Here is a 26,716-nt window from a genome sequence, read left to right as displayed (position 1 = left end):
ACGGTGTAACGCGCTAAGGTTCGGCACCCCGCCGCGTTCAATCATGCTGCTCCGCCGCGCGGGTAGCTGGCGGCCGGCACCCGTGACCTGACGAGTAACACGATGGCTGATTTACCGATCGACGACCTTAACGTTGCCTCCAACGAGACCTTGATCACCCCCGATCAGCTCAAGAAGGACATTCCACTCAGCGCCACCGCCCTGCAGACCGTGACCGCGGGCCGCGAAGTGGTACGCAATATCCTCGACGGCAAGGACCACCGCCTGTTCGTGGTGATCGGCCCCTGCTCGATCCATGACCTCAAGGCCGCACATGAATACGCCGAGCGCCTGAAGGTGCTGGCGGCCGAAGTCGCCGACACTCTGTACCTGGTGATGCGCGTGTATTTCGAGAAGCCGCGCACCACGGTGGGCTGGAAGGGCCTGATCAACGACCCGTACCTGGATGACTCGTTCAAGATCCAGGACGGCCTGCACATCGGTCGCCAGCTGCTGCTGGATCTGGCGGAAATGGGCCTGCCCACCGCCACCGAAGCCCTCGACCCGATCTCCCCGCAGTACCTGCAGGACCTGATCAGCTGGTCGGCGATCGGCGCGCGCACCACCGAATCCCAGACCCACCGCGAGATGGCCTCGGGCCTGTCGTCGGCCGTCGGCTTCAAGAACGGTACGGACGGCGGCCTGACCGTGGCGATCAACGCACTGCAATCGGTTTCCAGCCCGCACCGTTTCCTGGGCATCAACCAGGAAGGTGGCGTGTCCATCGTCACCACCAAGGGCAACGCCTACGGTCACGTGGTGCTGCGCGGCGGCAACGGCAAGCCCAACTATGATTCGGTCAGCGTCGCCCTGTGCGAGCAGGCCCTGGCCAAGGCCAGGATCAAGCCGAACATCATGGTCGACTGCAGCCACGCCAATTCCAACAAGGACCCGGCCCTGCAACCGCTGGTGATGGACAACGTGGCCAACCAGATCCTCGAAGGCAACGAGTCGATCATCGGCCTGATGGTCGAAAGCCACCTCAACTGGGGCTGCCAGGCCATCCCCAAGGACCTTGCCGAACTGCAGTACGGCGTGTCGATCACCGATGCCTGCATCGACTGGGAAGCCACCGAGAAGTCCGTGCGCAGCATGCGCGCCAAGCTCAAGGACGTGTTGCCCAAGCGCAACCGCGGCTGAAAGCCATCAACGAAAACGCCGGGCAATGCCCGGCGTTTTCGTTTTCAACAGGGTGTCAGCAGGCTCAGGCCTTGTTGGAATGCTTTTGATGACGTTCCATGTAGCGCTCGACATAGGAGCACGAGGGGATCACGGTGTAGCCCATGTCCTCGGCATAGGCGAGGGCCTTTTCGGTCAGTGCCGCAGCGATGCCTCGCCCACGCAGCGCATTGGGCACGAACGTGCGGTAGATATCCAATGTCTGCTTACCCAGGTCCATGTAGGTCAGGTAGGCACGATGACCGTCCACATTGGTCTCGAACTGATGACCAGCCTGGTCATGGTGGATGGACAACGCCTCGCTCATCACTACTCCTCGCGGGTCTTCTCGTCAGACCCTTACCTTACCGATGTTTGTCCGGCGAAGGAACCTCTACGCCACCCCGTGCCCGTTTGGACAGCGAGAACAGCCTGGTTGTTCTCTGGCAACTGAGCACCCACAAATAGTAGGCGCCCAGTGCACAGATGCTCAAGGTACTTGATCGTAAAAAACCTGCACTTGCAGCATGCGAACACGGCAGCGAGCCACACTGCCAACAGTAGCCGGATGATGTAGTGGTAAGACGAACAATGACACTTGGAGTCACTTTTAGTTCACTACAAAGACGCATTTACAGCGGTGTTTCAGCGCCGCTACAAAAGCGCCTGCATTCTTTTCACACCCCCGCCGGGGCGGCCTGCGCAACCGCGCAATTTTTTTCCGGTTCTTGCGCTCGGTCAGTTTACTTACTACAAGTAATGGGTACTATGTACGCCGGCCAGTTTCTCTTTGTTGAGAGATGGCTCTTTAATAGAAAGTCCTTGAAGGGGAACACGATGAACAACGTTCTGAAATTCTCTGCTCTGGCTCTGGCCGCAGTACTGGCCACCGGTTGCAGCAGCGTCTCCAAAGAAACCGAAGCCCGTCTGACTGCAACCGAAGACGCAGCAGCCCGTGCACAAGCTCGTGCCGATGAAGCCTACCGCAAGGCTGATGACGCTCTGGCCGCCGCTCAGAAAGCTCAGCAAACTGCTGACGAAGCTAACGAGCGCGCTCTGCGTATGCTGGAAAAAGCCAGCCGCAAGTAATAATCCCTCGGGATTGTTAAAAAGCCGACCCACCTGTGGGTCGGCTTTTTTATTGCCTGCAGAACCGTCCTGCGCAAACGACGAGGCCCGCATGAAGCGGGCCTCGTGCAAACACAAGCGGGTTACTGCATTTCGAGCGGAACGCTCGATACCATCGGCGCACTGGCGTCACCCGGCACCGCGATCTCTACCGGGATACCATCTTCGGCCGCCACCACGTCACGCACCATGTCCCAGTTCATGCGCAGGTTGTTGGCCAGGTCTTCGCGCTTGAGCAGGGCATTGATCACTGCGGTGTGCTTGTCGACCACCGACGGGTCGCCCTTGTCATCCAGCGGGGTATGCGCCTCGAGGTAGACCTTGCCACCACTGAGGCCGAACTTGTACGGCTCGTTGATGATGCGCACCGAAGTCCCCACCGGGGCCATGCTCGCCAGTTGCAGCACGTTGTTGTTGAGCATGCGGAAACAGCCATGGCTGGTACGCATGCCGATGCCGAACTTCTTGTTGGAACCGTGGATCAGGTAGCCCGGTACGCCCAGGGTGAACTTGAACGGGCCCAGCGGGTTGTCCGGGCCGGCCGGCACCACGTTGGGCAACGGATCACCGTCGGCGGCGTGCTCGGCCTTGATCGAGGCCGGTGGGGTCCAAGTCGGGTTCGGCGTCTTGGCCGTGACCTTGGTGTTGGCAATAGGCGAACCCCAGCCTTCGCGGCCGATGCCCAGCGGGAAGGTGTGCACCACGTTCTCGCCTTTGGGGTAGTAGTACAGGCGGTACTCGGCAAGGTTGATCACGATGCCTTCGCGCGGGCCCGGCGGCAGGATGAAACGGGTCGGCAGCACGATCTCGGTGCCGGCGCCTGGCAGCCAGGGGTCCACGCCCGGGTTGGCCGCGACCATTTCCAGGTAGCCCAGGTCGTTGGCGGTACCGATGTCGGCGAAGGTGTCCTCATACTTGGCCTTGATCACCTGGACCTGGCCGATGACATCCTCGCCCGGCGGCGGCAGGGGGAACTCCAGAGCGGCAACAGGGCCCGCCGCCAGCAGGGCGGCCAGGGACAGGCAACGGGTGACGGCGGGAAAGCGCGGCAACATCCGGGAAATCCTTCGCTAATTCAGGTGGGTCAAGCGGGCAATTGTACACCGCCCCCTGCGGGATCGGGAGGCATCCGGGCACAGAACCCTTGCCAAACGTAAAAGATCCGACGTCAGGCCTGCAGCTCGGGCCATACCGGACGCGTGCCGCGCCGCTGCGCCTCGAGGATCGCCCGGCACAGGCGGCACAGGCGCTGGTCACGGTAGATGCTGCGTTCCACACCCGACCAGCGCGGTTGCGCCGGCAACAGGGTGCCACACAGGGTACGGTCGACGGAGCCGCCCAGTTCGAGTTGGCGGGCGATCAGGTGGACGCGACTCTCCTGGCAGGCGAACAGGTCAAGCTGTTCGTCAGGCTCGATCAATTGATAGGCATACAGGGACCAGGCGGGACGCGGCATCGGGGGCTCCAAATCGGGGGCGCAACATTAGCCGAAAGCCGATCAGTATAAAAGCGTCAAAGCAGCGGTTTTATTGATGGCCAGGCATTTTCCAGCAACTGCGCCTGGGCGCCCTGCCCCGGATGGATGCCATCGGCCTGCATCAGCTCGGGCACGCCACCTACCCCTTCGAGAAAGAACGGCACCAGCGGCACGTCCTTTTCCTTGCCAAGATCGGCATACACCTGTGCGAACGCATCGGTGTAGCGCTTGCCATAGTTGGGTGGCAGGCGCATGCCCAGCAGCAGCACCCTGGCACCGGCATCACGGGAGCGATCGATCATCGAGGCAAGATTTTGTTGCAATTGCGCCGGTGCCTGCCCGCGCAGCCCGTCATTGCCACCCAGCTCCACCACCACCAGGCTGGGCTTGTGCTCTGCAAGCAGCGCAGGCAGCCGCGCCTGGCCCCCCGCACTGGTGTCGCCACTGATCGAGGCATTGACCACCTTGTCATCGAAACCCTCGGCCTTGAGCCGCTGTTCGAGCAGGGCAACCCACCCCTGACGGGTATCCAGGCCAAAAGCGGCACTGATACTATCCCCAACGATCAACACCGTTCCTGCCGATGCGCCCTGGGCCATGCACAGCAAGGCCAGGCCTGCACTCAATAACCACACTCGCATTGGATTCTCCATGGGCCCCAGCATCTTGACTGCGCGCAACCTTAGCAAAGTGGTCCCCAGCGCGGAAGGCGACCTGACCATCCTGCACGAACTGAGCCTGGAATTGAAACAGGGCGACAGCCTGGCCATTGTCGGCGCCTCCGGCTCGGGCAAGTCCACCCTGCTCGGCCTGCTGGCCGGCCTCGACCTGCCCAGTGCAGGCTCGGTGACACTGGCCGGGCACGACCTGGGCCCGCTCGACGAAGACCAGCGCGCCCAGGTCCGCGCCGAGCATGTCGGCTTCGTGTTCCAGTCGTTCCAGCTGCTCGACAGCCTCAATGCCCTTGAGAACGTGATGCTGCCGCTGGAGCTGGACGGACGCCGCGATGCCCGCGAACACGCCCGCAGCCTGCTCGAACGGGTCGGCCTGGGCCAGCGCCTGAGCCATTCGCCACGCCAGTTGTCCGGCGGCGAGCAGCAGCGGGTGGCAATTGCCCGCGCCTTTGCCGCCGAGCCTGCGGTGCTGTTCGCCGACGAGCCCACCGGCAACCTCGACAGCCACACCGGTGAACGCATCAGCGACCTGCTGTTCGAACTGAACAAGGAACGCGGCACCACCCTCGTCCTGGTCACCCACGATGAACGCCTGGCGCACCGCTGCGGACGGCTGATTCGCCTGGAAGCCGGCCACCTGGTCACCCCGCTGGAGCCCTAGATGGCACACCTGTCGTTTCTGCGCCTGCCGAGCCTGGCGTTGCGTCAACTGATGCGCGATGCACGCGCCGGCGAACTGCGCGTGCTGTTCTTCGCCCTGCTGGTGGCCGTGGCCGCCAGCACCGCCATCGGCTACTTCGGCGCCCGCCTGAACGGCGCCATGCTGCTGCGTGCCACCGAGTTCCTTGGCGCCGACCTGGTGCTGCAGGGCAGCGCCCCGGCCACCCCGGAACAGATCCGCAACGGCGAGCAGCTGGGCCTGGCCCATGCGAAAGTGGTCGAGTTCTCCAGCGTGATCGCCACCGACAACGGCATCCAGCTCTCCAGTGTCAAGGCTGCCGGCACGGGTTACCCGCTGCGCGGAGAGCTGCGCAGTGCCGCCGAGGCCTACGGGCCGGACGTGGCCGGCGGTGGTCCGCCGCCGGGCGAAGCCTGGGTCGAGTCGCGCCTGCTGGCGGCGCTGAACCTCAAGATCGGTGACAGCGTCGACGTGGGCATGAAGACCCTGCGCCTGAGCCGCGTGCTGACCTATGAGCCGGACCGCGCCGGCAACTTCTACAGCCTCACTCCGCGGGTGCTGATGAACCTGGCTGACCTGGATGCCACCGGCGTGGTGCAGCCCGGCAGCCGGGTCACCTACCGCGACCTGTGGCGCGGCGAGCCCCAGGCCCTGGCAAGCTACACCCAGGCTACCAAGCCGGGGCTTGCCGCCCACCAGCAACTGCGCGACTCGCGTGACGGCAACCAGCAGATCGGCGGTGCACTGGGCAAGGCCGAACGCTACCTGAACATGGCCAGCCTGGTGGCGGTGCTGCTGGCCGGCGTGGCCGTGGCGCTGTCGGCCAGCCGTTTTGCCATGCGCCGCTTCGATGCCAGCGCCCTGCTGCGCTGCCTGGGCCTGTCCCGGCGCCAGGCGCTGAGCCTGTTCTGCCTGCAACTGGCGATCCTGGGTAGCGTGGCAGCCCTGGGGGGCGCATTGCTCGGCTGGCTGGCGCAACTGGGTCTGTTCGCCCTGCTGCAGGGCCTGCTGCCTTCGCAGGTGCCGCCAGGTGGCATCGCCCCGGCCCTGGCCGGGATCGCCACCGGGCTGGTGGCGCTGGCCGGCTTCGCCCTGCCGCCATTGGCAGCGCTGGGCCGGGTGCCGCCGCTGCGTGTACTGCGCCGCGACCTGCTGCCGGTGCCGGCAAGCAGCTGGCTGGTGTATGGCGCAGCGCTGTTGGCCCTGGGCCTCATCATGTGGCGCCTGAGCCTGGACCTGCTGCTGACCTTCGCCCTGCTCGGCGGTGGTCTGGTGGCCGCGCTGGTGCTGGGCGGTCTGCTGCTGCTCGGCCTGCGCAGCCTGCGCAGGCTGCTGGCCGGCGCCCCGCTGGCCTGGCGCCTGGGCCTGGGGCAACTGCTCAAGCATCCGCTGGCGGCGGCAGGCCAGTCGCTGGCCTTCGGCATGATCCTGCTGGCCATGGCCCTGATCGCCCTGCTGCGCACCGAGCTGCTCGACACCTGGCAGAACCAGCTGCCCAAGGATGCTCCCAACTATTTCGTGCTCAACATCCTGCCGGACGACAAGGACACCTTCGCCCAGCGCCTGAACGAATTCTCGGTCCATGCCGCGCCGTTGTTCCCGGTGATTCCCGGGCGCCTGACGCTCATCAATGGCGAGCCGGTGCGCGAGATCGTCAGCAAGGAATCCACCGGTGACCGCGCCGTCCAGCGCGACCTGAGCCTGACCTGGGCCGCCGACCTGCCCCAGGGCAACACCTTGAGCGCCGGCCAGTGGTGGCAGGCACAGCCAACGGCCGATGCCTTACCCGGCGTGTCGGTGGAGGCGCAGCTGGCCGAGAGCCTCAAGCTCAAGCTGGGCGACACCCTGACCTTCAGCATCGGTGGCCTGGAGCGCCAGGTACAGGTCAGCAGCCTGCGCACGGTCAACTGGGACAGTTTCCAGCCCAACTTCTACATGATCTTCCAGCCCGGCACCCTGCAGGACCTGCCGACCACCTATCTCACCAGCTTCTACCTGGCCCCAGGCCACGACCAGCAGGTGGTGGCCCTGTCGCGAGCGTTCCCGGCAGCCACCATCCTGCAGGTCGATGCGCTGCTGGAGCAGTTGCGCAGCATCCTGGCCCAGGTGACCCTGGCGGTACAGTATGTGCTGCTGTTCGTGCTGGCGGCGGGCCTGGCCGTGTTGTTCGCCGGGCTGCAGGCCACCCTGGACGAGCGCATCCACCAGGGTGCGCTGCTGCGGGCACTGGGCGCCAGCCGCAGCCTGCTGGTCAAGGCCCGGCGCATCGAGTTCGGCCTGCTGGGCGCTGCCAGCGGCCTGCTCGCGGCGCTGGGCACCGAACTGATCAGCCTGCTGCTGTACCGCTACGCATTCGACCTGCACTGGAGCCCGCACCCGTGGCTGCTGCTGTTGCCGGTGATCGGTGCGTTGCTGGTGGGGGGTGCGGGGGTATTCGGCACGCGCCGGGCGCTCAATGCCAGCCCGCTGACAGTGCTTCGCGAGGGCTGATAGACTCGGCGGCTACCTACCCGAGCCTGGAAGCCCATGAGCCGATACCGCCCGCCCCGCACTGCCGGCACCGCACTGATCACCCCACAGGGCGAGGCGCGCATGCGCGCCGAGCTGCATGAACTGTGGCATGTGCGCAGGCCCCAGGTGACCCAGTCGGTCAGTGAGGCAGCAGCGCAAGGTGACCGTTCGGAAAACGCCGAGTACACCTACGGCAAGAAGATGCTGCGCGAAATCGACAGCCGCGTGCGCTTCCTGACCAAGCGCCTGGAAAACCTGAAAGTGGTGAGCGAACGGCCCAGCGACCCGAACAAGGTGTACTTCGGGGCCTGGGTCACGGTCGAGAACGAAGACGGCGAACAATCGCGCTACCGCATCGTCGGGCCCGACGAGCTGGACTTGAAACTGGGCCTGATCAGCATCGATTCGCCCCTGGCCCGCGCCCTGATCGGCAAGGCGCTGGACGCTGAAGTGCGGGTGCAGACACCGACTGGCGAACAGACGGTGTACATCGTCGAGATCGAGTACCCCTGAGCGATCAGGCGCGGGTGATCAAGCCCTGGCGGGCGACGCGGGTCAGGTGGTGGATCACTTCGGCGGCATCGGCCCTCGAGGGCGCCTGCACCACGGCCAGGTCGAAACGGTCGTTACCGAACCGGGCGAGGGTTTCGCAGGAGTCGGCGAACTGGATCAGGAACGCCGTGGCGCGGCCTTTGGGGCGGGGCCAGCCATCGAGGTAGCGCAGCAGGGTCGGCTGGTGTTTGCCGCTCAGCATAATGCGCGGCGTGCGAGTCGCCTGGCTGGTAGGGAGAGGGGTGAGGCAAACGCTGGTACGTGGGCAACTCATGGTGTACTTCTCTGTGCCTCGCAGATCCCGCTGGGCTGCGGTGCGAGGCGTCACCGAACCAGCGCTTTAGCGGTATTCGGACGACCTGCTGGTGGTCTTCCTGCGCCCCGCAAGTAGCTGTTTAAATCGGCGCAAGCCAACATCCTAGAGAAGCGCCGGCCCGGCTGTCAACAATGCCATCGTCTGATAAACGACCCGGACGCCGGAAAAACAAGCGAGTTTCTCGCATTCGACGGCGACGCCGGTTCCTGCACCTGTCGGTGCCCCTGAAGGCGCCTGCGTTGCCGCAGAAGCAAGCAGCCGGGTCGGGCACAAAAAAGGGCCTGCAATGCAGGCCCTTTTTTTGCCACAACGCCAAGGCTCACTTGGCGATCATGCGGTCCACCGACGCCCTACCCGCCCCTTCCACCAGTACCGCAATCGCGCCACCCAGCAGCGCCAGGGCGAACTCATAGCCGTTGTTGGCCATGAACAGACCGTTGCCGATGTGCACCGAGAAAATCGCCACCAGCAGCAACCCCACCAGCGCCAGGGCCGCCGGGCGTGCCAGCAGGCCGATGACCAGTGCCAGCCCGCCGAAGAACTCGGCCCCACCGGACAGCGCCGCCATCAGTGTCGGCGGGGTCAGCCCCAGGCTTTCCATGTACTGCGCGGTGCCTGCCAGCCCGCCGCCACCAAACAGGCCGAACAGCTTCTGCGAGCCATGGGCCATGAAGATGATGCCGATGAAGATGCGCAGTACGGTAATGCCCCAGCCGGCGCGGGTGAACAATACGGAGTTGATGGCGTTCATGCTGTCTTCCTTAAGCGATGCAGGTGTGTGGTAGAGGTCGCCATCTTAATCATATTTTCAAATGTTAAAATCGCGATTATCTGCACATACAAATCGTAATTTTCGATTACTTGCGTGAGGCCACTTTTCGTCCCCGGGCTTCCAGCGCGTCGCGTTCGCGGTCGAATGCCAGAAAGTACTTGTTGACGCTATTAACATAGCTGACCGGCCCCATTCCCACCTGCTCGAGCGCCACACGCTCTACCTGAAAGAACCACTGGTTGGGGTTCAGGCCGCGTCGCCGCGCCTCGGCCCGCATGGCCTGAACCCGCTCCGGCCCCAGGTTGTAGCCGGCCAGCACGAACGCCATGCGCTCGCGTTCGTTGAGCTGGTTGCTGGAAAAGAACTTGCGCCGGATCAGTGCCAGGTAGCGCGCGCTGGCCTGTACATTGCCATCGACATTGGCGATATCGCTGATCCCCACCCGCTGCGCCGCACCGGGGGTGATCTGCATCAGCCCATGGGCGCCACCTGCGCCCCTGGCCGCCGGGTCGAGGGCCGACTCCTTGAACGCCAGTGCCGCCAGGTTCAGCCAGTCCAGGTTCTGGGCCTGGGCGTGACGCTGCAGCACCGGCCGCAGTTTTTCCAGGCGCTGGCGGTTGGCCTGGGCCAGCGGGTAATGCACCTTGTACAGGCGCCGGTAGATACGCTCGAACGCCACATCCTGATCGGCCGGGGCGTGATACCCCTTGAGGAAGCGATCGACACTGGCGTGCAGCATCGCCGCGTCGCGGCGCACGTACCAATGCATCGCCTCGGGCTGGGCCAGCTGCACCTTGCGCTGCACCAGCAGCTTGGGCATCACCTGCGCCCAGCGCCGGGCAATCGGCTGTTCGACCACGGTCAGGTGGAAGATGCCGGCCTGCACCATTTCCAGCACATCCTCCACCGCAAGGCTGGGGTCCGCCCATTCCACCTTGAGCGGCGCCAGCTTGCGCAGGGCCAGGCGCTGGTTGATTTCGTGGAGGGTATCGCCTGCCGCACTCGAACTGGTCAGGGTCACGGTGCGGCCGGCAAGCTGCTCGACGCGCTGGTAGGTCCGTTCGCCCTTGCGCCCCACCAGCACCAGCGGCACATTCTCCAGCACCGGGTCGCTGGCCATCACCCCGCGGGTGGAACTCAAATCGATCAGCTCGCCGGGCGCCACCAGATCGCCCTCGCCACGCTGCAATGCGCCGATCAACTGGTCCTTGGCCTTGGGGATGATCTTCAGGCGGATCTGCTGACCGTCACGGGCACGCCCGTTGAGGTAGTGCTCGAAGGCGATCAGCCGATGGTACTCGATGCCCACCGGCTGGCCCTTGACTTCGCCGGAGCTGTTGCGGCTCTGGTTGACCAGCACGCGCAACACCCGGCTTTCACGGATCTGCGCCAGGTCGCGCACCTTGGCCGCAGGCACCGCCTGCTGCGGGCCGGGCAGGCGTGCGTGGGCCGGGCCGGCGCACAGCAGGCCCACACACAGCAAAAAAAGCCAAAGTGATCGCGTCATCCGGTCTCCGGCAAAGGGCCGCGATTGAGTATTTGACGCCATAATGAGCGGTCGGTCCGTGACAATTGACCGCAAAAGACCGCGACAACTTCTTGAAGTTCTTGGCGTTATTGGTATTTTCCGGCGCTGCCAAGCGCTTTTGCCGCACAACCTGAGGTAGCACCATGCAACTCATCGACATCGGCGTCAATCTGACCAACCCAAGTTTCGACGGCAAGCACGAGGCCATCTTGCAGCGTGCCGAGGCCGCCGGGGTGCATCAGATGCTGGTGACCGGTACCAGCCTGGCCGGCAGCGAAGCCGCGCTACACCTGTGCGAGCAACTCGACCCGCAGGCCCGGCGCCTGTTCAGCACGGCCGGTGTACACCCCCACGATGCCAGCAGCTGGAACAGCGACACCGCGCGCCATCTGCGCGCGCTGCTCGAACAGCCACGGGTGCACGCGGTGGGTGAATGCGGGCTGGACTTCAACCGTGACTTCTCGCCGCGCCCGCAACAGGAAAAGGCCCTGGAAGAACAACTGGCGCTGGCGGTGCAGCTGCAGATGCCGGTGTTTCTGCACGAGCGTGATGCCAACGAACGCCTGTTGCAGATTCTCAAGGACTACCGCGACCGCCTGCCAGCCGCCGTGGTGCACTGCTTTACCGGCGAGCGCAGCGCCCTGTTCAGCTACCTGGACCTGGACCTGCACATCGGCATCACCGGCTGGATCTGCGACGAACGTCGCGGTACCCACCTGCACCCGCTGGTTGCCAGCATCCCCACTGGCCGCCTGATGCTGGAGAGCGACGCCCCCTACCTGCTGCCCCGGACCCTGCGCCCCAAACCCAAAAGCGGTCGCAACGAACCGGCCTACCTGCCCGAAGTGCTGCGCGAAGTGGCCCTGCACCGGGGCGAGACACCCGAGCAAGTGGCTGCGCACACCAGCGACTGCGCCCGGCGCTTCTTCGGGCTCCCCGACATAGTTTGACGCATATCAAGATTTGTCTTTGAATTGGCTGGCACACTGATGGCACCTTGCCAAATTGTTTCCGCTCAATCAGAGAAGACCTATCCATGGGTGCCTGGCTCAGCAATATCTCACTGAAGTACAAGTTCTGGGCGGTGAACGCAGTCGCCTTCGTCACAACCCTGTTCGTGGTGCTGTATGCGGTGCACCTGGAAACCCGCGCCAGGGCCGAGACGGCCCAGGCCCGGGTGCAATCCGAAGCCCGCCTGCTGGCCGCCTGGCCCGCCGGCCAGGCCTTGCCGCAGAACGCCACCTGGGTCAGCTTCACACCCGGGCAGGCGCCCACCTTCGATGGCCAGGCGTTGCCGGCCCTGGCCACTGCCCAGGGCTGGGTCGAGCTGAACGGCATGCCGCTGCTGGGCAGCGACCCGCTGATCGGTGCGCAGGTCATCCAGCGCGATGGCCAGCAGATCGCGGTACTGGCCCAGGCCCCGAGCATGGCGCAGGTGTTCACCGACCGCTTCGTCAACTATGCGGTGTGCGTACTGATCCTGATGCTGGCCATGCTGTGCGCCTCGCAGTTGCTGATCCGCTTCCTGCTCAGCCAGCTCAACATCCTCAAGGACGTGATGCTGCACGTCGAGAAGACCGGTGACCTGTCGGCACGGGTGCCGCTGTCCTGCGGCGACGAGATCGGCCAGATGGCCAGCGCCTTCAACGCCATGCAGACCACCTACCACCGCGTGGTCAACACCGTGGCGCGAACCGCCGCGCAGCTGGATGCCGGCGCCGCGCGCCTGGCCGCCAGCATGAACGAGGTGCGCCACGGCATGCTCGGCCAGCAGAGCGAAACCGACCAGGCCGCCACCGCCATCAACGAAATGACCGCCACCGTCTACCACATCGCCCAGCATGCCGGTGCCACACGCGACCTGTCGCAAAGCGCCGACACCCTGGCCGGCAGCGGCAAGGACGTGGTCAGCCGCGTGCAGTCGTCGATCTCGGGGCTCTCCACCGGCGTGCAGCAGACGGCCGAGATGATCCGTCAACTGGCCGAGGACAGCCAGAAGATCAACAGCGTGGTCGGGGTGATTCACAGCATCGCCGAACAGACCAACCTGCTGGCCCTCAACGCGGCGATCGAGGCGGCCCGTGCCGGCGACCTGGGCCGCGGTTTCGCGGTGGTGGCGGACGAGGTGCGCAACCTGGCCAAGCGCGTGCAGAGCTCCACCGATGAAATCACCACCATGGTCTCTGCCCTGCAGGCCGGCACCCGCGATGCGGTGGAGTTCATGACCGAGAGCTCGTTCAAGGCCGACGACTGCGTCAAGCAGGCCCAGGAAGCCGGCGAGGCCCTGGCGGAGATCACCGGCGCGGTGGCGCAGATGCGCGAGAGCAATACCCAGATCGCCGTGGCGGCCGAACAGCAGAGCCAGGTGGCCGAAGAGATGAACCGCGCAGTGGTGAGCATCCGCGACGTGACCGAAGAGACCGTGCAGCAGACCGTCGACTCGGCCACCACCAGCAGCGAACTGGCCACCCTGGCCGGCGAGCTGAACAAGGCCATCGGTCAACTCAAGCTATAAACGCGATAGCCGCGCGCAATTGGCCCCCTGGCGGGGGCCAAACTACGCTTGGGTTATCCGTTTTGCACCTTGAGGAGAACCGTGATGAACAAGCACCTGTTTCACCTGCCCCACTGGCATCACGCCCCTCGTACCCCCACCAACATCGCGCTGCAGCTGATTGCACTGCCGCTGCTGGCCATCGGCGCGCTGCTGGTCTTGAGCGGCGCGCTCGACGCCGACCTGGGCACCCTGGCCGTCGGCGTCATCGGCCTGCTGGCCGGTGTGGCGGTGGAGCGCCAGCGCCAGTGATTCAGGCGAACACGGTCACCGTCTGGCGGCTGATGGCAAGCAAATCACCGGCTCCGTTCCACAAGGCGGCCGCCACATGGCCGTAGCCGTCACGCGCGTAGTCGATCTGGGCGCAGTACTGGCACCAGTCCAGGGTGGTCAGGCTGGCCACCGGCTGCACGAACTCGATGGTCCAGGTCAGGGTGCTGCCGGCAGCGGGCTTGCTCAGGTGCGGCATCAACGCCGGTGGCCAGGCATCGACCAGCGCCAGCAGGTGGGCTTCGGTCACCGGCTCCTCGACCACATCCTCACCGCGCAGGCGCACCCAGCCGCCCATCTCGCGTGACCGGCTACCGCTGAACGGCAAGCCGCCAATGCCCCAGCGCATGGCCAGGTGGCGAATGAACTCGGGGGTCACGCCCTTGATGAAGGGCAACTCGGGGCTGGACTCGGCAAGGCTTTTCATCGGCACCGGCGCCAGCCCTGACACCTGCACCACCGAATCGCGCCCGGCACCGAAACTGCCCTGCACCAGGGTCACCACCTGGCCATTCTGTACCGCGCGCCCCAGCAGCGAGCTGACCGCCTTGCCGTCACGCAACAGCTCCACCTCGAAACTGATCGGCACCCCAGGCTCGGCCGGCCCTACGAAGGTGATGGCCAGCGAGCGCACCGGACGGTCCGGGGCGACCTTGGCGTGCATGGCCTCGTACACCAGCGCCGCCATCAGCCCGCCGAAACAGGCACGCCCCTGGGCCCATTCGGCCGGGATGGTCACCGCCTGGGGCTGCAGGCGCACGGCGGTGAGCAGTTGGGAAAAATTCATCGGGACCTCGACCAGTGGGCAAATGTGGCGATGTTAACCAGCCGCCGCGCCGCGCACAGGCCGCATTTGCGCCAAACACGCGACTTATCGACGTTGGATTTCGCTCAGCAGTGTCTCCAGCGTGCGGTCGGCACGTTGCTCGGCCGCCGCCTGTTGCGCCTGCCAGTGCGCCACGCAGGGCGCCAGGCCAGGCTGCTGCTCGGCCTGCAACAGCCACTGCAACAGGTCGTGCCAGTCGCCCAGATCGCCCTGGGCGCGCTTGAGCCCGCGGCGCAGGGCCGGGCGCAGGCGTTCGAGCTGTGGATAGGCCTCGGCGCCATAGCGCACCCGCTTGATCAGCAGGCGCAGGCGGTGGCGGTCGTGCGCCGGGTCGTTCATGGCAGCCTGCAGGTTGCGCCACTGCTTGTGCAGGCGCTTGCCCACCCGCGCCTCCAGGCGGCGTACCAGGCCCTGGCGCTGGGCCGCGCGCAGGAACATCGGGAAGGCATCGATGATCGCCAGCAGCCGCGCAAGCTCGGCGCTGGCCGCCACCCGGGCAAAGGTGCGGGCCGGGTCGCCAAGCTGCTGGCGGGCCACCTCGGGCAGCCCGCGTTCGAGCAACTGCGCGGTCAGCACCTCGCGATCGCGCAGCGGCGTGGTCAGGCGCCCCAGCTCGGCGGCAGCATCCTCCAGCTTGTCCACCCCCGGCAGCCCGCGCAGGGGCCGCAGCAGGCTGCGCAGGCGACGCACGCTGGTACGCAGGTCATGCAGCGCCTCACTGTCGGTATTGGCCGCCAGGCGCGCCTGGCAGGCCAGCAGACGCACGTGCAGGGTCAGCACCTGGGCGATCACATGGTCGAGCATTGCCGACATGGCCTGGTCCTCCCTCAGCGCCCGGCGCGCGATTCACGGATGTAGAAGCGTGCCTTCTCGGCCTTGTTGCTGCAGCCTTCGAAGGCTTCGAACTGCTGCTGGGTCTTGGCGCCGGTCAGCAGCGACAGGGCCTTGGAATAGCTGACCGTGCCGGCGAAGCCCTCGGCCTTGGCCAGGTCCAGCTCCTTCCAGGCCGAATCCAGCTGATTGGCGCAGCTGTCCCGGTACGCCGTCTTGCCGGCGCAGCCGCTCAGTACCAGGGCAATCAGGGGCAGGCAGATCCAGGCTTTCATCGGTGTTACCTCAAAAGGAAAATGTTCGGGGTGGCACTTCGACGGCACGCACGCTGAAAAGTGCCCTGCTCAGCGTAGCCCAGCGCTTGTCACGATTGAAGCACAGCCCTGAATGGGTGCATTGTTAGGCCCACGAGCAGAACAGCCGCAAGGAACGACCATGAGCAAACGCGTAGCACTGGTGCTGGGGTCGGGGGGCGCCCGAGGGTATGCACACATCGGCGTGATCGAGGAGCTGGAGCGGCGCGGCTACGACATCGCCTGCATTGCCGGCTGTTCGATGGGCGCGGTGATCGGCGGCATCTACGCCGCCGGCAAGCTCGACGAATACCGACGCTGGATCGAGAGCCTGGATTACCTGGATGTGCTGCGCCTGGTGGACGTGAGTTTCAGGCTGGGCGCGATTCGCGGCGAGAAGGTGTTCGGGCAGATCCGCAAGATCGTCGGCGAGGTCAACATCGAGAACCTGCGCATCCCCTACACCGCAGTGGCGGCCGACCTCACCAACCAGCAGGAGATCTGGTTCCAGGAAGGCTGCCTGCACCAGGCCATGCGCGCCTCGGCGGCGATCCCCAGCCTGTTCACCCCGGTGGTGCAGGGCAACCGCATGCTGGTCGATGGCGGCATCCTCAACCCGTTGCCGATCATCCCGGTGGTGTCCAGCCACTGCGACCTGATCGTGGCGGTGAACCTCAACTCCACCAACCAGAAGCATTACCAGTTGCCGGTGATCGAGCGGCCGGCAGCGTTCAAGTTGCGCTTCGACAACCTGATCAACTCGCTGGGCTCGCACCTGCCGTTCCGGCGCAAGGCCGCCGAAGGGCTGATCCGCATCGAGCAGGCGGCGCCCAACCCGTGGCTCAGCGATGCGGCCGAGCCCGAGGCGCAGCAGCCCTCGGCGGCGCCCGAGACTGACGGCGCGCCGAAATCGGCAGCCGGCTCGTTCATTGTCGACAACGTGGGCCCGGCTTCGCTGCTGGACCTGATCAACCAGAGCTTCGAGGTGATGCAGACGTCGCTGGCGCAGTACAAGATCGCCGGCTACCCGCCGGATGTACTGATCAACGTGCCCAAGCGGGTGTGCCGGTTCTTCGAGTTCTACAAGGCGCCGGAGCTGATCGCGCTGGGACGCGAGATTGCACGCGATACGCTGGACAACTATGAGGCCGAGAGGCGCTAGGCCGGCGAAGAGGCCCTCAAGCCTGCTCCGGCCCGATCAACCGATACCCCACCCCCGGCTCGGTCACGATGAACCGCGGCGCCGTCGGGTCGTCCCCCAGTTTCTGCCGCACATGCGCCACCACGATGCGCAGGTAGTGGCTGTCCTCCACATGGGTGGGGCCCCAGATATCCTTGAGCAACTGCTGCTGGGTGATCACCCGCCCCGGGTGACGCGCCAGTTGCGCCAGCAACGCATACTCCTTGCGGGTCAGCGCCACCTCCTCGCCCGCCAGGGTCACGCGCCGGTAGGCAAGGTCCACGGTCAACGGGCCGAAGCGCGGCGCCGACTCTTCGGCCACCGCCTGGGGCACCTGGCGCAGCAACGCGCGCACCCGCGCCAGAAACTCCTGGATGCCGAACGGCTTGGTCACGTAGTCATTGGCCCCGCCGTCCAGCGCCTCGACCTTCTGCACTTCGCTGGCCCGCACCGACAACACCAGCACCGGCACCTGGCTCCATTCGCGCAGTTCGCGCAGCACCTGCTGCCCGTCCATGTCGGGCAACCCCAGATCGAGCACCACCAGCTCCGGCCGACCCAGCGCCGCCTGGCTCAGGCCCTCGGCACCGGTGCCCGCCTCCAGCACCTTGTAGCCCTGCGAGCCAAGGCTGATGCGCAGGAACTTGCGGATCTGCGGTTCGTCGTCGATGACCAGCACGGTCGCGGTCTGGCTCATGGGGTCTCGCTGTCCAGTTCAGGTTGGGCCGGAAGCGGCAAGCATAGTGTGATGCAGGTGCCACGGCCATCGATGCCGTCCTCTACACGGATCTGCCCGCCATGGGCGCCGATCATGCCCTGGCAGATCGCCAGCCCCAGCCCCGTGCCCTGCCCGCCCCGGTCCCCGCGCGCAGCGGTGTAGAACATGTCGAAGATGCGCGCCCGGTCCTGCGGCGCAATCCCCGGGCCCTCGTCGGCGACGGCCAGGCACAGCTGCTCGCCTTCCACACTCACCCGCAGTTCGAGGCGCCCGTGGGCCGGCGAGAAGCGTGCCGCGTTCTCCAGCACATTGATCAGGGCCTGCTCGATCAGTGCGGCATGCACGAACAGCAGCGGCAGCTCTGCCGGCACCTCGGTGCGCAACTGCAACGGGGCCAGCACCACGCGCAGGCGGCTCAGGGCGCTGCCGACGATGTCGGTCGGCGCCACCCAGTCCCGCGCGAGCTTGAGCCCGCCATGCCCCAGGCGGGTCATGTCGAGCAGGTTCTGGATGTAACGGTCCAGGCGCTCGGCCTCGTCGCGGGTGCCTTCGAGCAGCTCGCGACGGTCGTGCTGACTGATTGCCTCACCCAGTGCCAGCAGGCTGTCGATGCTGCCGCGCATGGCAGTCAACGGGGTGCGCAGGTCGTGGGACACCGAGGCCAGCAAGGCACTGCGCAACTGCTCGGTTTCGCCGTGCAGGCGCGCCGCCTCCAGCTGATCGGCCAGCCGCGCCCGGGCCAGGGCCTGGGCCAATGGCTGGCTGAGGGCCTTGAGCAGGCGCCGGCGCTGAGCCGTCAGCACCTGGCCCTCGCGCGGGCGTACCCCCAGCAGGGCCAGCGGGCCTTCCTCCACCGACAGCGGCCACCACCACCAGCGCCCGTTGGGCAAGGTGTCGCTGCCAAGGCCGGCGGCCTGGTCATGCTGCCAGGCCCAGTCGGCGGCCGCCCGCTCGGTGTCATTGAACTGCAGGGCACCGCCGCTGGCCACCTGCAGGCGACCTTCGGCATCGCGTTCGAGCAGGCACATCTGCACGTCCGTCCAGCCCTCCAGGTGGTGGCTGGCGGCATTGAACACCGCCTGGCGGTCGGTGGCTGCGGTCAGCCGGCGGGTCAGGTCCAGCAATTGGCCGGTCTGCTCCTGGGTTTCGCGCAGCGCCTGCAACTGACGCCGCTGGCGCGCCGCCAGGTTGCCGGTCAGGGCGGCCATCAGCAGAAAGAACACCAGGGTCAGCACGTCCTCCTCGCGCTGGATGCTCAGCGAGAAATTCGGCGGTATGAACAGAAAGTCGTAGGCCAGAAACGACAGCGCGGCGCACACCAGCGCCGGGCCCAAGCTGCTGCGCACCGCCACCAGCAGCACTGCTGCCAGAAACACCAGCGAGATGTTGGGCAGCGCCAGCACACCGGCCACGCCCCAGGCCAGTGCACTGGCCAGCACGGTGGCAAGCAGCGCCAGCAGGTAGTGGCGCCAGGCCCAGGCTCGCGCCACCGGAGCGCTGACCGGTTCTGGCTGTGCGTCGCGGTCGAGCACGTTGATTTCCAGCCCGTGGGCCTCGCGCAACAGGCGCGCCGCCACACCGGCACCGAACCAGCGCCGACGCAGCCGATCACGCGACTGGCCCACCAGCACCAGGCTCGCACGCCGCTCCAGCGCATGCTGGATCAAGGTGTTGGCCACCTCGCCGGCGCGCAGCACCACCACTTCGCCGCCCAGCCGCTCGGCCAGCTGCTGGGCGGCCTGCAGGCGCTGGCGTGCGGTTTCGTCGCGCAGGCGGCCGTTGTCCACGTGCACCAGGCTCCAGGGCAGGTGGCGGCGCTGTGCCACGCGGCTGGCATGACGTACCAGACGCTCGGCCTGGGCATCGCCATCCACCCCCACCAGCAGGCGCCCACGCAGCGCCGGCGCATCCTGGCCCAGGCTGCGGTAGCCGTGGGCGAGGTCGGCATCGACCTGGGCGGCGGCGGTCTGCATCGCCAGCTCGCGCAGGGCCGTCAGGTTGGTCTGGGTGAAGAACGCATCGATCGCCGCCCGCGCCTGCTCCGGCACGTACACCTTGCCGTCGCGCAGGCGTTCGAGCAGCTCGCGCGGCGGCAGGTCGATCAGCACCAGTTCGAAGGCTTCCTGCAGCACCCAGTCGGGCAGCGTTTCGCGCACCTGCACGCCGGTGATGCCGCGCACATGGTCATTGAGGCTTTCCAGGTGCTGCACGTTGACCGTGGTGTACACGTCGATACCGGCCGACAGCAGCTCCTGCACATCCTGCCAACGCTTGGCGTGGCGGCTGCCGGGTGCGTTGCTGTGGGCCAGCTCGTCCACCAGCGCCAGTTGCGGGGCGGCCTTGAGCAGGCCGTCCAGGTCCATTTCCTCCAACTGCACGCCACGGTACTCGGAGCGCACCAGCGGCTGTTGCGGCAAACCGCCCAGCAGCGCCTCGGTTTCGCTGCGCCCATGGGTTTCGACGATGCCCGCCAGCACCCTCACCCCCTGGCGCAACTGCGCATGGGCCGCCTGCAGCATGGCGTAGGTCTTGCCTACGCCGGGCGCTGCGCCCAGGAACACCTTGAGCCGGCCGCGCCCCTCGCGCGGCAACTCGGCCAACAACGCATCGGCGCGTTCAGAATCACTCATGGTCGACACACGTCCTTATTTCGAAGCAGGTGCGAGCTGGTCGAGGGCCGCATTCAGGGCCAGGATATTGACCACCGGCGGCCCCACCAGTGGGTGCAGGGTGGACTGCTCCACCAGGGCTTGCAAGGTGGGCAGCGGCAATTGCCGCGCCGCTGCCACCCGCGCCAGCTGATAGGCCACGGCTGCTGGCGGCAGGTGCGGGTCCAGGCCGCTGCCGGAGGTGGTCAGCAGCGCCAGCGGCACCGGGCCTTGTGCCGGCACATACAGCGCCTGGGCCTGCTCGCCCACGCGTTTGGCCAACGCCGGGTTGCTCGGCGCCAGGTTGCTGGCACCGCTGGACACCGTGGCATAGTCGGCCGCCGAGGGCCGCGGCTGGAACCAGCCCGCGCCACTGAACGGCTGGGCCAGCAGGCGCGAGCCGCGCACCTGGCCACTGTCGTCGCGCAGCAGGCTGCCGTTGGCCTGCTCGGGGAACGCCACCTGGGCGACTCCGGTGACCACCAGCGGGTACACCGCGCCGGTGATCAGGGTCATCAGCACAATCAGGCTCAGGGCCGGGCGTACTAGCGTCGTCATGTTCATCTCCCAGTTCACACAAGGTGCAGCGCATTGAGCGCCAGATCGATCAGCTTGATCCCCACGAACGGCACCAGCAGCCCGCCCAGACCGTAGATCAGCAGGTTGCGCCGCAGCAGGTGGGCAGCGCTGGCGGCCTGCACCCGTACCCCGCGCAGCGCCAGCGGGATCAGCACCACGATGATCAGCGCGTTGAACACGATCGCCGAGACGATGGCGCTCTGCGGGCTGGCCAGTTGCATCAGGTTGAGCACGCCCAGCTGCGGGTAGATCGCAGCGAACAGCGCCGGCAGGATGGCGAAGTACTTGGCCACGTCGTTGGCAATGGAAAAGGTGGTGAGCGCGCCACGGGTCACCAGCAGCTCCTTGCCCACCTGTACCACATCCAGCAACTTGGTCGGGTCGCTGTCCAGGTCGACCATGTTGGCCGCCTCGCGGGCCGCCTGGGTGCCGTCATTCATGGCCATGCCGACATCCGCCTGGGCCAGCGCCGGGGCGTCGTTGGCGCCGTCGCCGCACATGGCTACCAGGCGCCCGTCGTTCTGTTCCTGGCGAATGCGTGCCAGCTTCTTCTCCGGCGTGGCCTCGGCCAGCACGTCGTCGACCCCGGCCTCGGCGGCAATCGCCGCGGCGGTCAGCGGGTTGTCGCCGGTCACCATCACGGTGCGAATGCCCAGTTTGCGCAGCTCGGCGAAGCGCTCGCGAATGCCGGGCTTGACCACGTCCTTGAGGTGGATAACGCCCAGCAGGCGCTTGTCCACGCACACCAGCAACGGGGTACCGCCACTCTGGGCAATGCGGTCGACTTCACGGGCCAGGGCGGCCGGCAGGTCCAGGCGCTGCATGCCGACGAACGCCAGTACCGAATCCACCGCGCCCTTGCGGTAGCGCTGGGCGCCGAAGTCGACGCCCGACAGGCGGGTTTCGGCGCTGAAGGCCACCGGCACCAGGTGTTCAGCGTCGGGTGGGGTGAAGTCATGCAACTGGCGCAGGTAGTCGACGATCGACTTGCCTTCGGCGGTGTCGTCGGCCAGCGAGGCCAGCAAGGCGCCCTCGCCCAGCTCGCGGGCAGTGATGCCGGGGGCGGCGTGCACCGCACTGCAACGGCGGTTGCCGAAGGTGATGGTGCCGGTCTTGTCCAGCAGCAGCACGTGTACGTCGCCGGCCGCTTCCACTGCACGCCCCGAACGGGCAATCACGTTGAGCCGCACCAGGCGGTCCATGCCGGCGATGCCGATGGCCGACAGCAGGCCGCCGATGGTGGTGGGGATCAGGGTCACCAGCAAGGCCACCAGAAACACCATCGGGATGCTGCCGCCGGCAAAGTGCGCGAAGGGCTGCAGCGTGACCACTACCACCAGGAAGATCAGCGTCAGGCCGATCAGCAGGATGTCCAGGGCCACCTCGTTGGGCGTCTTCTGGCGTTTGGCGCCCTCGACCAGGGCGATCATGCGGTCCAGGGTCGACTCGCCCGGGTTGCTGGTGATCTGCACCAGCAGCCAGTCGGACACCAGCCGGGTGTTGCCGGTGACCGCAGAGCGGTCGCCGCCAGACTCGCGGATCACCGGTGCGGACTCGCCGGTGATTGCCGCCTCGTTGACCGCGGCGATCCCTTCGATCACCTCGCCGTCACCGGGGATCATCTCCCCGGCATCCACACGCACCACATCGCCTTTGCGCAGGTCACTGGCCGGCACCACCTCGAACTCGCCCGAGGCCATGCGCCGCCGCGCGTTCAGACCCTGGCTGCCGGCCTTGAGGCTGTCGGCGCGGGCCTTGCCACGGCCTTCGGCCAGGGCCTCGGCGAAGTTGGCGAACAGCACGGTGAACCACAGCCACACGGCGATCTGCACCGATACGCCGGTGGGTACGTCGCTGGGCAGCAGGCACAGCAGGGTGGTGAAGATAGCGGTCAGTTCCACCACCAGCATCACCGGGGCGCGCTTGAGCTGGCGCGGGTCGAGCTTGACGAATGCCTGCACCAGGGCCGGACGCCAGAGCGCGGCGAAGGTGGTGCGGGCAGTGGCGGACGGGGCCGCCTTCACTTCGGAAACAGGCAGGTTCATGGTCGGCTCCTCACAAGCCCAGGCTCAGGTATTCAGCAACCGGGCCCAGGGCCAGGGCCGGCAGGAAGGTCAGGCCACCGATCAGCAGGATGGTCACCAGCAACAGCGTGACGAACAGCGGGCCATGGGTCGGGAAGCTGTTCTGGCCCACCGGCGCGCTCTTCTTCAGCGCCAGGCTGCCGGCCAGGGCCAGCACCGGCAGGATGTAGCCGAAGCGCCCGATCAACATACCCAGGCCGATCATCAGGTTGTGGAAGGTGGTGTTGGCGCCCAGCCCGGCAAACGCCGAGCCGTTATTGGCACTGGCCGAGGTGTAGGCGTACAGCAACTGGCTGAAGCCGTGCGGGCCCGGGTTGCTGACCGCGGCGGCAGGCCCCGGCAGGCTGGTGGCCAGCGCGCCGAGCACCAACACGCCCACCGGCATCACCAGCAGCGTGGCGACCAGTAGTTGCACCTCGCGGGCCTGCAGCTTCTTGCCCAGGTATTCAGGGGTACGACCGATCATCAGCCCGGCCAGGAACACCGCGATCAGCACGTTGAGCAGCATGCCGTAGAGCCCGGCGCCGACGCCGCCGAAAATCACCTCGCCGACCATCATGTTGACCAGCGCGACCATGCCGCTGAGCGGGTTGAGGCTGTCGTGCATGTTGTTCACCGAGCCGTTGGAGGCCGCGGTGGTGGTCACGCTCCAGAGCACGCTGGCGGTGGTGCCGAAGCGGCTCTCCTTGCCTTCCAGGGGGGCGGTCTGTTCCACCAGCGGGCTGTTCAGGGTGGGGTTGGGCTGGTACTCCGACCACAGCGCGGTGGCGCCGCCGATCACGAACAGCGCAAGCATGCAGGCGATGATCGCGCGGCTCTGGCGCAGGTCCTTGACGTAGTGGCCGAAGGTGAACACCAGGGCCACCGGAATCAGGATGATCGAGGCCACCTCGAACAGGTTGCTCCAGGCGCTGGGGTTCTCGAACGGGTGCGCCGAGTTCACCCCGAAAAAGCCGCCGCCGTTGGTGCCCAGCTGCTTGATCGCGATCTGGCTGGCAGCCGGGCCCAGCGGGATCACCTGGTCGGCGCCCTGCAGGGTCAGTGCATGCACATAATCGGTGAAGGTCTGCGGCACGCCCTGCCATACCAGCAGCAGCGCCAGCAGCAGGCACAGCGGCAGCAGCCCGTAGAGGGTGGCGCGGGTCATGTCGACCCAGAAGTTGCCCAGGGTGCTGGCCGAGCGTCGGGCAATGCCACGACACAACGCGACCAGCACGGCAAGGCCGGTGGCGGCGCTGACGAAGTTCTGCACGGTGAGGCCGAGCATCTGGCTCAGGTAGCTGAGCGAGGCTTCGCCGCTGTAGGACTGCCAGTTGGTGTTGGTCATGAAGCTGACGGCGGTGTTGAACGCCAGCGACCACTCCTGGCCGGGCAGGTGCTGCGGGTTCAGCGGCAGGTGCCCTTGCAGCAGCAATACGGCAAACAGCAGCCCGAAGCCTGCAAGGTTGAAGGCAAGCAGCGCCAGGGCGTACGTCTTCCAGCTCTGCTCGGTGGCAGGGTCGACCCCGGCCAGCCGGTAGCAGCCTCGCTCCACCGGCCCCAGCAGCGGGCTCAGCCAGGTGCGCTGGCCTTCCATCACCTTGTAGTAGAAGCGGCCCAGCCAGGGCGCCGGCAGCAGCACCAGGGCGAAAAAGGCCAGCAGCAATGCGTAATCGTAACTGTGCATGGCTGCTCCTAACCGCGATCGGCGCGCAGCAGCGCGGCCATCAGGTACACAAACAACGCCACTGCCAGCAGCAGTGACACCCCGTCCAGAATGCTCATGAAGAATCTCCGTCCCGCGGCACGGTGCCGCTGACGGTGATTGTCGGGAGGGGGGGCGTAAAGGGGCGAGAGGGCTAGCGAGGGTTGGGTATAAAGAATGCGTAAAGAGAGCGAGTCGGCATGGCTGGGACGCCCCGTTGGCCGGCAAGGCCGGCGCCTGGCAAGGGCGGTCCGGCCAGCCAGGCCGGTGCGATCAGGCCCGCGGCGGGTGCTGCGGCTCGCTGCGGGTCCAGTCCAGCAGCAGGCTGTAGGCCACCGCCAGCAGCGTGGGGCCGATGAACAGGCCGATGAAGCCGAACGCCAGCAACCCGCCAAACACCCCCAGCAGCACGATCACCAGCGGCAGGTTGCCGCCCCGGCTGATCAGGTAGGGCTTGAGCACGTTGTCCACGCCACTGATGATGAACGTGCCCCAGATCCCCAGGAACACCGCCATGCCGTACTGGCCCTGCCACGCCAGCCATGCGGTGGCCGGCACCCACGCCAGCGGCGGCCCCATGGGGATCAGGCTGAGCAGGAAGGTCACCAGGCCCAGCACCAGCGCGCCCGGCACCCCGGCGATCAGGAAGCCGATCAGCGCCAGCAGGGCTTGCGCCGCTGCGGTGCCGATCACGCCGTTGACCACCCGTTGCACGGTGCCAGCCACCAGGTCCAGGTAGTATTCGGCGCGCTCGCCGATCAGGCGGTTCAGCAGGCGCAGCACGAAGGCCGACAGCCGCGGCCCGTCACGGTAGAAGAAGAACACGAACACCAGGCTCAGGGTCAGTTCGAGAATCCCGCCGCCGATCTGCGCACTGCGGGCCAGCAACCAGTTGCCCACCTGCCCCAGGTGTGGCTTGATCGCCGCCAGCATGGCCGCGCCCTGCTGGTCGAGGGTGTCCCAGAAGCCGACCAGGCGCTCCCCCACGAAGGGTATGCCGCCCAGCCAGGCCGGCGAATCGGGCAGGCCGTCGACCTGCACGTCGCGCACGAACGCGGTGGCATCACGAATATGGTCGGCCAGGTTGAAGCCCAGCCACACCAGCGGCAATGCCACCAGCAGCATCCACACGCCCGTCAGTACACTCGCCGCGAGGGTTTCGCGCCCGCCGAGCACGCGCGTGAGCAGGCGCATCAGCGGCCAGCTGGCATAGGCCAGGATCGCCCCCCACAGCAGCGCGGAAATGAACGGGGCCATGACCCACAGACCGGCCCCCAGCAGGCCGATAAGGATGATCTGCACCAGCAGGCGATCGTTGTTGAGCATAGCGGCCCCGGTCAGCGGATCAGTTCGACATGCAGCCCGGCAGCCGGCTGCGTACCCACTTCAAGCCGTGCAGCGCGCACCCCGGCCTTGACCAGTTGCTCGCGCCAGGCCTCGGCCTGGGCGCCGGTGAGGGTCACGCGCAAGGTACTGTTCAGGTTGAGGCTGCGCGACAGCAGGTTGACCCAGGCCGGCTGCGGTTCGCCCTTGAGGTCGGCATAGTCGAGCTTGCCGGTGCTCAGCAGTTCGCGCTGCACGGTGGCCGGCGTGGGCAACACCTCGCCCAGCGGTGCGTTGGCCACGAACTCCTCGACATGCAGGTACGCGCGCCGATTGCCCTTGGTGATGCTGTACAGCGCAACCAGGGTGTCGCTGGAGGCGCCGGAGCGGCGCAACAGAATGAACGCCTGCTGATTGTCGGCACCGGTCAGGTTGAATCGCCCGGCCAGCTGCGCCGACCACAGGCTGCTTTCACCGCAGTCCTGCCCCTGGCACCAGAACAGCGGGTAGCCACCTGCGGTCTGCAAGGCTTCGCGGGCGGCGGTAAAGGCTTCGTTGGCACTGCGCTCGGCCGGCAGCTGGTAGGTGGCATAGCTGACCTTGCCGCGGCCCTCGACCTTGCCCTCCATGCGTACCACATTGCTGATCTTGCGCAGCGAACCGAGGGGGTACACCCGCTCCTGTTCCTGCTCCAGTTCCTGCGCACTGGTCTGGCCCACTACCTTGGCATCCACCGGAATCGGCAGTTGATCGGCCATCAGTGGCGTGCTGGCAAGCACGGCCAGGCCGGCAAGGCCTGTTCGAATCAGACGCGAAATACTCATTGGCGGGCCATGGCGCTAAGGGCCTCGATGGCGAAAAAAGGTGCAACGGTGTCGCGCTTGGTCATGGT

General features: G+C 66.5%; 27 protein-coding genes. 9 read left to right on the top strand and 18 right to left on the bottom strand.

Annotated elements, in window-relative coordinates:
• Positions 1 to 102: 102 nt before the first annotated feature.
• Positions 103 to 1,179, top strand: coding sequence for a 3-deoxy-7-phosphoheptulonate synthase (locus LOY33_RS08925; RefSeq protein ID WP_043863086.1), 1,077 nt, complete (start codon positions 103 to 105; stop codon positions 1,177 to 1,179).
• A 64-nt stretch (positions 1,180 to 1,243) separates the two neighbouring features.
• On the opposite strand, the gene LOY33_RS08920 is transcribed toward LOY33_RS08925, so the two are convergent.
• The gene (locus tag LOY33_RS08920) at positions 1,244 to 1,525 is read right to left on the bottom strand and encodes a GNAT family N-acetyltransferase (protein WP_043863087.1); all 282 of its coding nucleotides are present in this window, start codon (positions 1,523 to 1,525) and stop codon (positions 1,244 to 1,246) included.
• Between the two features lie 509 nt (positions 1,526 to 2,034).
• On the opposite strand from LOY33_RS08920, the gene oprI reads away from it, so the two are divergent.
• Complete coding sequence (gene oprI / locus LOY33_RS08915) at positions 2,035 to 2,286, top strand: outer membrane lipoprotei OprI (protein WP_037058464.1); 252 nt, start codon at positions 2,035 to 2,037, stop codon at positions 2,284 to 2,286.
• Positions 2,287 to 2,408: 122 nt separating this feature from the next.
• On the opposite strand, the gene LOY33_RS08910 is transcribed toward oprI, so the two are convergent.
• The 3 genes from LOY33_RS08910 to LOY33_RS08900 form a co-directional block, all read right to left on the bottom strand.
• Positions 2,409 to 3,380, bottom strand: a complete 972-nt coding sequence (locus tag LOY33_RS08910; RefSeq protein WP_043863088.1) for a L,D-transpeptidase family protein — start codon at positions 3,378 to 3,380, stop codon at positions 2,409 to 2,411.
• A gap of 113 nt (positions 3,381 to 3,493) precedes the next feature.
• Positions 3,494 to 3,781, bottom strand: a complete 288-nt coding sequence (locus tag LOY33_RS08905) for a hypothetical protein (RefSeq protein WP_043863089.1) — start codon at positions 3,779 to 3,781, stop codon at positions 3,494 to 3,496.
• Between the two features lie 56 nt (positions 3,782 to 3,837).
• Positions 3,838 to 4,443, bottom strand: a complete 606-nt coding sequence (locus tag LOY33_RS08900; RefSeq protein WP_043863090.1) for an arylesterase — start codon at positions 4,441 to 4,443, stop codon at positions 3,838 to 3,840.
• 10 nt (positions 4,444 to 4,453) lie between these two features.
• Here LOY33_RS08900 and LOY33_RS08895 point away from each other — a divergent pair, with 10 nt between their 5' ends.
• From LOY33_RS08895 to greB, 3 genes are read left to right on the top strand one after another with little or no spacing between them, the layout of a single operon-like run.
• Positions 4,454 to 5,137: an ABC transporter ATP-binding protein gene (locus LOY33_RS08895; protein WP_043863091.1), complete on the top strand. Its 684-nt coding sequence runs from the start codon at positions 4,454 to 4,456 to the stop codon at positions 5,135 to 5,137.
• Positions 5,138 to 7,645: an ABC transporter permease gene (locus LOY33_RS08890; protein ID WP_258662467.1), complete on the top strand. Its 2,508-nt coding sequence runs from the start codon at positions 5,138 to 5,140 to the stop codon at positions 7,643 to 7,645.
• Between the two features lie 36 nt (positions 7,646 to 7,681).
• Positions 7,682 to 8,179, top strand: a complete 498-nt coding sequence (greB, locus tag LOY33_RS08885; protein WP_043863093.1) for a transcription elongation factor GreB — start codon at positions 7,682 to 7,684, stop codon at positions 8,177 to 8,179.
• 4 nt (positions 8,180 to 8,183) lie between these two features.
• Here greB and LOY33_RS08880 read toward each other — a convergent pair whose 3' ends face one another.
• The 3 genes from LOY33_RS08880 to LOY33_RS08870 form a co-directional block, all read right to left on the bottom strand.
• Positions 8,184 to 8,492, bottom strand: coding sequence for a hypothetical protein (locus LOY33_RS08880; RefSeq protein ID WP_258662465.1), 309 nt, complete (start codon positions 8,490 to 8,492; stop codon positions 8,184 to 8,186).
• A 361-nt stretch (positions 8,493 to 8,853) separates the two neighbouring features.
• Positions 8,854 to 9,285 (bottom strand): DoxX family protein, encoded by a 432-nt coding sequence (locus LOY33_RS08875; RefSeq protein WP_043863095.1) that lies wholly within the window; start codon positions 9,283 to 9,285, stop codon positions 8,854 to 8,856.
• Between the two features lie 106 nt (positions 9,286 to 9,391).
• Positions 9,392 to 10,813, bottom strand: coding sequence for a transglycosylase SLT domain-containing protein (locus LOY33_RS08870; protein WP_043863096.1), 1,422 nt, complete (start codon positions 10,811 to 10,813; stop codon positions 9,392 to 9,394).
• Positions 10,814 to 10,977: 164 nt separating this feature from the next.
• Here LOY33_RS08870 and LOY33_RS08865 point away from each other — a divergent pair, with 164 nt between their 5' ends.
• The 3 genes from LOY33_RS08865 to LOY33_RS08855 all read left to right on the top strand — a co-directional run bounded on the left by LOY33_RS08865 (position 10,978) and on the right by LOY33_RS08855 (position 13,640).
• Entirely contained in the window at positions 10,978 to 11,784 is an 807-nt protein-coding gene (locus tag LOY33_RS08865; protein ID WP_043863097.1) for a TatD family hydrolase, read from the top strand.
• 86 nt (positions 11,785 to 11,870) lie between these two features.
• Entirely contained in the window at positions 11,871 to 13,349 is a 1,479-nt protein-coding gene (locus LOY33_RS08860; RefSeq protein ID WP_054915686.1) for a methyl-accepting chemotaxis protein, read from the top strand.
• 84 nt (positions 13,350 to 13,433) lie between these two features.
• Complete coding sequence (locus LOY33_RS08855) at positions 13,434 to 13,640, top strand: hypothetical protein (protein WP_052504289.1); 207 nt, start codon at positions 13,434 to 13,436, stop codon at positions 13,638 to 13,640.
• Between the two features lies 1 nt (position 13,641).
• Here the strand turns inward: LOY33_RS08855 and LOY33_RS08850 are convergent, their stop codons facing one another.
• From LOY33_RS08850 to LOY33_RS08840, 3 genes are all read right to left on the bottom strand, one after another.
• Complete coding sequence (locus LOY33_RS08850) at positions 13,642 to 14,445, bottom strand: acyl-CoA thioesterase II (RefSeq protein ID WP_043863099.1); 804 nt, start codon at positions 14,443 to 14,445, stop codon at positions 13,642 to 13,644.
• Positions 14,446 to 14,529: 84 nt separating this feature from the next.
• Positions 14,530 to 15,297 (bottom strand): CHAD domain-containing protein, encoded by a 768-nt coding sequence (locus LOY33_RS08845; RefSeq protein ID WP_258662463.1) that lies wholly within the window; start codon positions 15,295 to 15,297, stop codon positions 14,530 to 14,532.
• A 14-nt stretch (positions 15,298 to 15,311) separates the two neighbouring features.
• A complete protein-coding gene (locus LOY33_RS08840) occupies positions 15,312 to 15,590 on the bottom strand; it encodes a hypothetical protein (RefSeq protein WP_043863101.1) in 279 nt (92 codons plus the stop codon).
• Between the two features lie 160 nt (positions 15,591 to 15,750).
• On the opposite strand from LOY33_RS08840, the gene LOY33_RS08835 reads away from it, so the two are divergent.
• On the top strand, positions 15,751 to 16,770 hold the full coding sequence (locus LOY33_RS08835) for a patatin-like phospholipase family protein (protein ID WP_043863102.1): 1,020 nt from the start codon (positions 15,751 to 15,753) through the stop codon (positions 16,768 to 16,770).
• A 16-nt stretch (positions 16,771 to 16,786) separates the two neighbouring features.
• On the opposite strand, the gene LOY33_RS08830 is transcribed toward LOY33_RS08835, so the two are convergent.
• The 8 genes from LOY33_RS08830 to LOY33_RS08795 form a co-directional block, all read right to left on the bottom strand.
• A complete protein-coding gene (locus tag LOY33_RS08830; protein WP_043863103.1) occupies positions 16,787 to 17,485 on the bottom strand; it encodes a response regulator in 699 nt (232 codons plus the stop codon).
• Positions 17,482 to 20,136: a sensor histidine kinase KdpD gene (locus LOY33_RS08825; RefSeq protein WP_043863104.1), complete on the bottom strand. Its 2,655-nt coding sequence runs from the start codon at positions 20,134 to 20,136 to the stop codon at positions 17,482 to 17,484. Before LOY33_RS08825 ends, LOY33_RS08830 begins: the two co-directional genes overlap by 4 nt.
• A gap of 15 nt (positions 20,137 to 20,151) precedes the next feature.
• On the bottom strand, positions 20,152 to 20,712 hold the full coding sequence (gene kdpC / locus LOY33_RS08820; protein WP_054915735.1) for a potassium-transporting ATPase subunit KdpC: 561 nt from the start codon (positions 20,710 to 20,712) through the stop codon (positions 20,152 to 20,154).
• A 14-nt stretch (positions 20,713 to 20,726) separates the two neighbouring features.
• A complete protein-coding gene (gene kdpB / locus LOY33_RS08815; RefSeq protein ID WP_078480474.1) occupies positions 20,727 to 22,778 on the bottom strand; it encodes a potassium-transporting ATPase subunit KdpB in 2,052 nt (683 codons plus the stop codon).
• A gap of 10 nt (positions 22,779 to 22,788) precedes the next feature.
• Entirely contained in the window at positions 22,789 to 24,483 is a 1,695-nt protein-coding gene (gene kdpA, locus LOY33_RS08810) for a potassium-transporting ATPase subunit KdpA (protein ID WP_054915683.1), read from the bottom strand.
• Between the two features lie 8 nt (positions 24,484 to 24,491).
• Positions 24,492 to 24,581 carry a K(+)-transporting ATPase subunit F gene (gene kdpF, locus LOY33_RS08805; protein ID WP_043863107.1) on the bottom strand — a complete coding sequence of 30 codons (90 nt, stop codon included), beginning with the start codon at positions 24,579 to 24,581 and terminating at the stop codon, positions 24,492 to 24,494.
• Positions 24,582 to 24,774: 193 nt separating this feature from the next.
• Entirely contained in the window at positions 24,775 to 25,827 is a 1,053-nt protein-coding gene (locus LOY33_RS08800) for an AI-2E family transporter (protein WP_258662461.1), read from the bottom strand.
• Between the two features lie 11 nt (positions 25,828 to 25,838).
• Positions 25,839 to 26,648 carry a DUF4892 domain-containing protein gene (locus tag LOY33_RS08795; protein WP_043863109.1) on the bottom strand — a complete coding sequence of 270 codons (810 nt, stop codon included), beginning with the start codon at positions 26,646 to 26,648 and terminating at the stop codon, positions 25,839 to 25,841.
• Between the last annotated feature and the right edge of the window lie 68 nt (positions 26,649 to 26,716).

Source organism: Pseudomonas sp. B21-036 (assembly GCF_024748925.1).
Lineage (GTDB): Bacteria > Pseudomonadota > Gammaproteobacteria > Pseudomonadales > Pseudomonadaceae > Aquipseudomonas > Aquipseudomonas palmensis.
The sequence above is the reverse complement of the archived record's forward strand: the minus strand, read 5'-3'. Positions and strand labels throughout refer to the sequence as shown.

Coding starts and splice junctions, on each gene's coding strand:
- LOY33_RS08880 (WP_258662465.1), bottom strand. CDS start 8,492: ATGAGTTGCCCACGTACCAGCGTTTGCCTCACCCCTCTCCCTACCAGC.
- LOY33_RS08900 (WP_043863090.1), bottom strand. CDS start 4,443: ATGCGAGTGTGGTTATTGAGTGCAGGCCTGGCCTTGCTGTGCATGGCC.
- LOY33_RS08895 (WP_043863091.1), top strand. CDS start 4,454: ATGGGCCCCAGCATCTTGACTGCGCGCAACCTTAGCAAAGTGGTCCCC.
- kdpB (WP_078480474.1), bottom strand. CDS start 22,778: ATGAACCTGCCTGTTTCCGAAGTGAAGGCGGCCCCGTCCGCCACTGCC.
- LOY33_RS08870 (WP_043863096.1), bottom strand. CDS start 10,813: ATGACGCGATCACTTTGGCTTTTTTTGCTGTGTGTGGGCCTGCTGTGC.
- LOY33_RS08830 (WP_043863103.1), bottom strand. CDS start 17,485: ATGAGCCAGACCGCGACCGTGCTGGTCATCGACGACGAACCGCAGATC.
- LOY33_RS08905 (WP_043863089.1), bottom strand. CDS start 3,781: ATGCCGCGTCCCGCCTGGTCCCTGTATGCCTATCAATTGATCGAGCCT.
- LOY33_RS08875 (WP_043863095.1), bottom strand. CDS start 9,285: ATGAACGCCATCAACTCCGTATTGTTCACCCGCGCCGGCTGGGGCATT.
- kdpC (WP_054915735.1), bottom strand. CDS start 20,712: ATGACGACGCTAGTACGCCCGGCCCTGAGCCTGATTGTGCTGATGACC.
- greB (WP_043863093.1), top strand. CDS start 7,682: ATGAGCCGATACCGCCCGCCCCGCACTGCCGGCACCGCACTGATCACC.
- kdpA (WP_054915683.1), bottom strand. CDS start 24,483: ATGCACAGTTACGATTACGCATTGCTGCTGGCCTTTTTCGCCCTGGTG.
- LOY33_RS08835 (WP_043863102.1), top strand. CDS start 15,751: ATGAGCAAACGCGTAGCACTGGTGCTGGGGTCGGGGGGCGCCCGAGGG.
- LOY33_RS08795 (WP_043863109.1), bottom strand. CDS start 26,648: ATGAGTATTTCGCGTCTGATTCGAACAGGCCTTGCCGGCCTGGCCGTG.
- LOY33_RS08865 (WP_043863097.1), top strand. CDS start 10,978: ATGCAACTCATCGACATCGGCGTCAATCTGACCAACCCAAGTTTCGAC.
- LOY33_RS08890 (WP_258662467.1), top strand. CDS start 5,138: ATGGCACACCTGTCGTTTCTGCGCCTGCCGAGCCTGGCGTTGCGTCAA.
- LOY33_RS08920 (WP_043863087.1), bottom strand. CDS start 1,525: ATGAGCGAGGCGTTGTCCATCCACCATGACCAGGCTGGTCATCAGTTC.
- LOY33_RS08825 (WP_043863104.1), bottom strand. CDS start 20,136: ATGAGTGATTCTGAACGCGCCGATGCGTTGTTGGCCGAGTTGCCGCGC.
- LOY33_RS08860 (WP_054915686.1), top strand. CDS start 11,871: ATGGGTGCCTGGCTCAGCAATATCTCACTGAAGTACAAGTTCTGGGCG.
- LOY33_RS08850 (WP_043863099.1), bottom strand. CDS start 14,445: ATGAATTTTTCCCAACTGCTCACCGCCGTGCGCCTGCAGCCCCAGGCG.
- LOY33_RS08910 (WP_043863088.1), bottom strand. CDS start 3,380: ATGTTGCCGCGCTTTCCCGCCGTCACCCGTTGCCTGTCCCTGGCCGCC.
- LOY33_RS08800 (WP_258662461.1), bottom strand. CDS start 25,827: ATGCTCAACAACGATCGCCTGCTGGTGCAGATCATCCTTATCGGCCTG.
- kdpF (WP_043863107.1), bottom strand. CDS start 24,581: ATGAGCATTCTGGACGGGGTGTCACTGCTGCTGGCAGTGGCGTTGTTT.
- oprI (WP_037058464.1), top strand. CDS start 2,035: ATGAACAACGTTCTGAAATTCTCTGCTCTGGCTCTGGCCGCAGTACTG.
- LOY33_RS08840 (WP_043863101.1), bottom strand. CDS start 15,590: ATGAAAGCCTGGATCTGCCTGCCCCTGATTGCCCTGGTACTGAGCGGC.
- LOY33_RS08845 (WP_258662463.1), bottom strand. CDS start 15,297: ATGTCGGCAATGCTCGACCATGTGATCGCCCAGGTGCTGACCCTGCAC.
- LOY33_RS08925 (WP_043863086.1), top strand. CDS start 103: ATGGCTGATTTACCGATCGACGACCTTAACGTTGCCTCCAACGAGACC.
- LOY33_RS08855 (WP_052504289.1), top strand. CDS start 13,434: ATGAACAAGCACCTGTTTCACCTGCCCCACTGGCATCACGCCCCTCGT.